Origin of the sequence: uncultured Caballeronia sp., from assembly GCF_964243625.1 — a bacterium.
GTDB lineage: Bacteria > Pseudomonadota > Gammaproteobacteria > Burkholderiales > Burkholderiaceae > Caballeronia.
In genome coordinates this window covers 1-4645 of sequence record NZ_CAXTGZ010000482.1, presented here as the reverse complement: position 1 = coordinate 4645, position 4645 = coordinate 1, and the positions used below count along the sequence as shown (strand labels likewise).

The window sequence follows — 4645 nt, the reverse complement described above, 5'->3', positions numbered from 1 at the left end:
GAGTCCGAGCACCATGACCGTTACAAACCATCCCGCAGACCATCCTGTTCCAGGCAGCGACAAATCGCAGCCCGAAGGCGCGCAGTGCCTCGGCGCATGCAATCCGGAAGAAAAGATCGAAGTCGTGGTGATGCTTCGCCGGCAAAACGAGGGCGAATTCAAGCAGTTGATGCAAAAGATCAACGAAGGCGCCGCCGATGCCGCCCCCATTTCCCGCGATGAATTCGGCAAGCGGTTCGGCGCATCCCAGGCCGATGTGACGCGGATTGAAGCGTTCGCGAAGGCGCACGGGCTCGATGTGGTCCGCGCCGATGCAAACTCGCGCAGCGTCGTGCTGTCCGGCACCATCGCGCAGTTCAGTACCGCGTTCAGCGTCAAGCTGGAGCGCTTCCAACACCACGCCATTGGTGAATATCGCGGACGCTCGGGCCCGGTGAACGTGCCATCGGACATGAAGGACATGGTCACCGCCGTGCTGGGCCTCGACAGCCGGCCTCAGGCACGCCCGCACTTCCGTTTCCGTCCGCCGATCAAGCCGGCGCGCGGCGGCACGAGCACGTCCTACACGCCGCTCGATCTCGCACGCCTCTACAACTTTCCCGCCGGCGATGGCAGCGGCCAGTGCGTCGGCATCATCGAACTGGGGGGAGGCTACAAGCAGAGCGATCTCAGCGCGTATTTCTCGAAGCTCGGCGTGGGGAAGCCGGACGTGGTGTCCGTTGGCGTCGATCAGGCGAATAACGCGCCGAGTGGCAACCCGAACGGGCCGGACGGCGAAGTGACGCTGGATATCGAAATTGTCGGTGCGATCGTGCCGGGTGCGCGCATCGCGGTGTACTTCACGACCAACAGCGACGCGGGATTCGTCGATGCCGTGAACCGCGCAATCCACGACGATGCCAACAAACCCTCGGTTGTATCCATCAGTTGGGGCGGCCCGGAATCGAACTGGACGGCGCAATCGCAAAACGCATTCAACGACGTGCTGCAATCGGCCGCGGTCATGGGCGTGACGGTCTGCGTGGCCTCGGGCGACAGCGGCTCGAGCGACGGTGTGGCCGACAACGGCGATCACGTCGACTTCCCGGCATCGAGCCCTTACGTGCTCGCGTGCGGCGGGACGCATCTGAGTGCATCGGCGAACGGAATCGGCAGTGAAGTTGTCTGGAACGACGGCGACCAGGGCGGCGCCGGCGGTGGCGGCGTGAGCGCGGTGTTCGCGTTGCCCGTCTGGCAGAACGGCTTGAAGGTGAAGCGCACGGAAGGCGGCACGACTGCGCTTGCCAAACGTGGCGTACCCGATGTCGCCGGCGACGCGTCGCCGCTTACCGGCTACGACGTGCTGATCGGCGGCACGGAAACGGTCGTGGGCGGCACGAGCGCGGTTGCGCCGCTTTGGGCGGCATTGATCGCGCGGATCAATGCGGCGGCGGGCAAGCCGGCAGGTTTCATCAACCCGAAGCTGTATCTTGCGAAAACGGCCGGGCACGACATCACGCAAGGCAATAATGGGAGCTTCGAGGCATCGGCGGGATGGGATGCATGCACGGGTCTCGGCAGTCCCGATGGCGCAAAAGTCGCGGCGGCGCTTAAATAGGGAAACGCAAGAAAGCAGGCAGGCAAACGGCAAGAACTCCAACAACAAAGCTAGGAGCAAACATGACGAACTCACCGGCGGCAGCGAAATCATCAAGTGCATCTTCCGGCAAGAAAGACCAGCCGTATTTCGATCCGACGCCGTACGGCAATGGTCCCGATGACGCCATTGACGCCACCCTGACCGACGAAAGCGCCGCGATCACGCATCACTCGGCGGTTATCGGCGGGAAGACGATCAACTATACGGCGACCGCCGGGCACCTCGTGATCGTCGATCCAAGCAGCTCGAAGCCTACCGCCAAACTCTTCTACGTTGCGTTCACGCAGGACAACCAGACTGAGGAAGCGCGTCCGCTGACGTTCTTCTATAACGGCGGGCCGGGGTCGTCGTCGGTGTTCGTGTTGCTGGGTTCGTATGCGCCAATGCGCATCAAGACTTCGACACCCTACTTCACGCCGCCCGCGCCGTACCAGATGGAAGACAATCCGGACAGCCTGCTCGACAAGAGCGACCTCGTGTTCATCAACCCGGTAGGGACGGGCTACTCGGCGGCGATCGCGCCGAACAAGAACCGCGATTTCTGGGGCGTTGATCAGGATGCCGATTCAATCAAGCAATTCATCAAGCGCTTCCTGACCAAGAACAATCGATGGAATTCGCCCAAGTTTCTGTATGGAGAGTCGTATGGCACGGCGCGCAGTTGCGTGCTTGCGTACCGCCTGCATGAGGACGGCGTGGACCTGAACGGCATCACGTTGCAGTCGTCCATTCTCGATTACACGCAGACGGGCAACCCGGTCGGCGCACTGCCGACCGCCGCTGCCGATGCGTGGTTCCACAAGAAGCTCGGTGTGCATCCGCGGCCAGCCGATCTGCTGGAATTCTCGGAAGAGGTGGCGCAGTTTGCGCGCACGGATTACATCGCGGCGTTGCGCAAGTTTCCGCAGACCGACGACGATACCGTCGAGAAACTCTCGGAATACACGGGTATCGACAAAGCCACGCTGATTGCGTGGAGTCTCGATGTCGCTTCGTATGACAGCCGCGGCAATTCGCTTTTTCTCACCACGCTGCTGAAATCGAGGGGCGTGGCGCTCGGTTCCTACGATGGCCGCGTGACGGCGATATCAACGGGCATCGCCGGAAAGATCGATCCGAATTCCGGCGGCAACGATCCGACCATGACGGCAGTCACCGGCGTGTACACCGCGATGTGGAACCAGTACCTGAACGAGAAGCTGAAGTTCACATCCACGTCGTCTTTCACCGATCTCAACGATCAGGCCTTTCTCAACTGGGATTTCCATCACAAGGACCCGACCGGCGCGGAAAAAGGCATGGACGCCAAGGGCAATATCATTCTCTACACGGCGGGGGATCTTGCAGCGGTGATGGCGTTGAACATCGACTTGAAGGTGTTGTCGGCGAACGGATTCTTTGACTTCGTGACGCCGTTCTACCAGACGGTGCTGGATCTGCAGCAAATGCCGCTCATCGATAAAACCGTGCGCGAGAATCTCTCCGCGAAGTTTTATCCATCGGGTCACATGATTTATCTCGATGGTGGATCGCGCACGCAGCTCAAGGCGGATCTCTCGACCATGTACGAGGCAGCGACGGCGAACCACAACGCGATGAGCCGGATTCGCGCATTGCAGGAGCGCAAGAGAGACTAGGGGTTTGCGCTTCGGCGGCATTGGCGGGAACACGGTTTGCGAAAGAAGGGCGAACGCATGTCAGATGCGTCAGTTCAATTGCAAAATGGAGTTCTCCCCAATGCCGACCCCGAAGAAGAATGGAAGCGCTGCTGCGCCCCAGTCAAACGCCAGCGCTGTTGCGCGCACGCCCTCGCAGAACAATACGAATCCCAAGCTGGACAGCCTCGAACAATTCCGCTCGGACGCAACGAACCAGGCGTTGACGACGAATCAAGGCGTCAAGGTCTCCGATAACCAGAACACACTCAAAGTGGGTCCGCGCGGCCCGTCGCTGCTCGAAGATTTCATCATGCGTGAAAAAATCACGCACTTCGACCATGAGCGCATTCCCGAGCGGATCGTGCATGCGCGTGGTTCCGCCGCGCATGGCGTATTCAAGCCGTACAAGGCCCACACCGATCTGACGAAGGCCGCCTTCTTGTCGGACCCGAACAAGGAAACGCCCGTCTACGTGCGTTTTTCGACGGTTCAGGGTTCGCGCGGCTCAGCAGATACGGTGCGCGATGTACGTGGTTTCGCGGTCAAGTTCTACACGGACGAAGGCAACTTCGATATGGTCGGCAACAACATGCCGGTCTTTTTTATCCAGGACGCCATCAAGTTTCCGGACTTCGTGCATGCCGTGAAGCCCGAACCGCATAACGAAATGCCGCAGGGCGGATCGGCGCATGACACGTTCTGGGACTTCGTCTCACTCGTGCCGGAGTCAGCGCATATGGTCCTGTGGACCATGTCGGATCGCGCAATCCCGCGCAGCCTTCGCACCATGGAAGGATTCGGCATCCATACATTTCGTCTGGTGAATGCCGAGGGCAAGGGACGCTTCGTCAAGTTCCACTGGCGTCCGACCATCGGTTCCGCATCACTTTTGTGGGACGAAGCGCAAAAACTCGCGGGCAAGGACTCGGACTTTCACCGGCGCGACCTGTGGGAAGCGATCGACATGGGCGATTACCCGGAATGGGAATTGGGCGTGCAGATCGTGGAAGAGGATCAGGAGCACTCGTTCGACTTCGACATTCTCGATCCGACCAAGATCATCCCGGAAGAAATCGTGCCGATCACCATGCTCGGCAAGCTCACGCTGAACCGCAATCCGGATAACTTCTTCGCCGAGACCGAGCAGGTTGCGTTCTGTCCGGGACACATTGTTCCGGGTATCGATTTCTCGAACGATCCGCTGCTGCAAGGCCGTTTGTTCTCCTACACCGACACCCAGATCAGCCGCCTTGGCGGTCCGAACTTTCACGAAATTCCGATCAACCGCACGATCGCGCCGATGCACAACAATCAGCGCGATGCGAAGCACCGGATGACAGTGAACCGC

3 protein-coding genes are annotated in these 4645 nt (G+C 60.1%); all 3 read left to right on the top strand.

All coding sequences use genetic code 11. The features are described 5' to 3' along the window. Window positions 1-13: 13 nt before the first annotated feature. On the top strand, window positions 14-1597 hold the full coding sequence (locus tag ACFFAR_RS25220) for a protease pro-enzyme activation domain-containing protein (RefSeq protein ID WP_174365550.1): 1584 nt from the start codon (window positions 14-16) through the stop codon (window positions 1595-1597). A gap of 62 nt (window positions 1598-1659) precedes the next feature. Beyond that, on the top strand, window positions 1660-3276 hold the full coding sequence (locus ACFFAR_RS25215; RefSeq protein WP_375508662.1) for a S10 family peptidase: 1617 nt from the start codon (window positions 1660-1662) through the stop codon (window positions 3274-3276). Between the two features lie 100 nt (window positions 3277-3376). Next, window positions 3377-4645, top strand: a 1269-nt coding sequence (locus ACFFAR_RS25210) for a catalase (RefSeq protein WP_375508661.1), incomplete at its 3' end; no start/stop codon positions are given.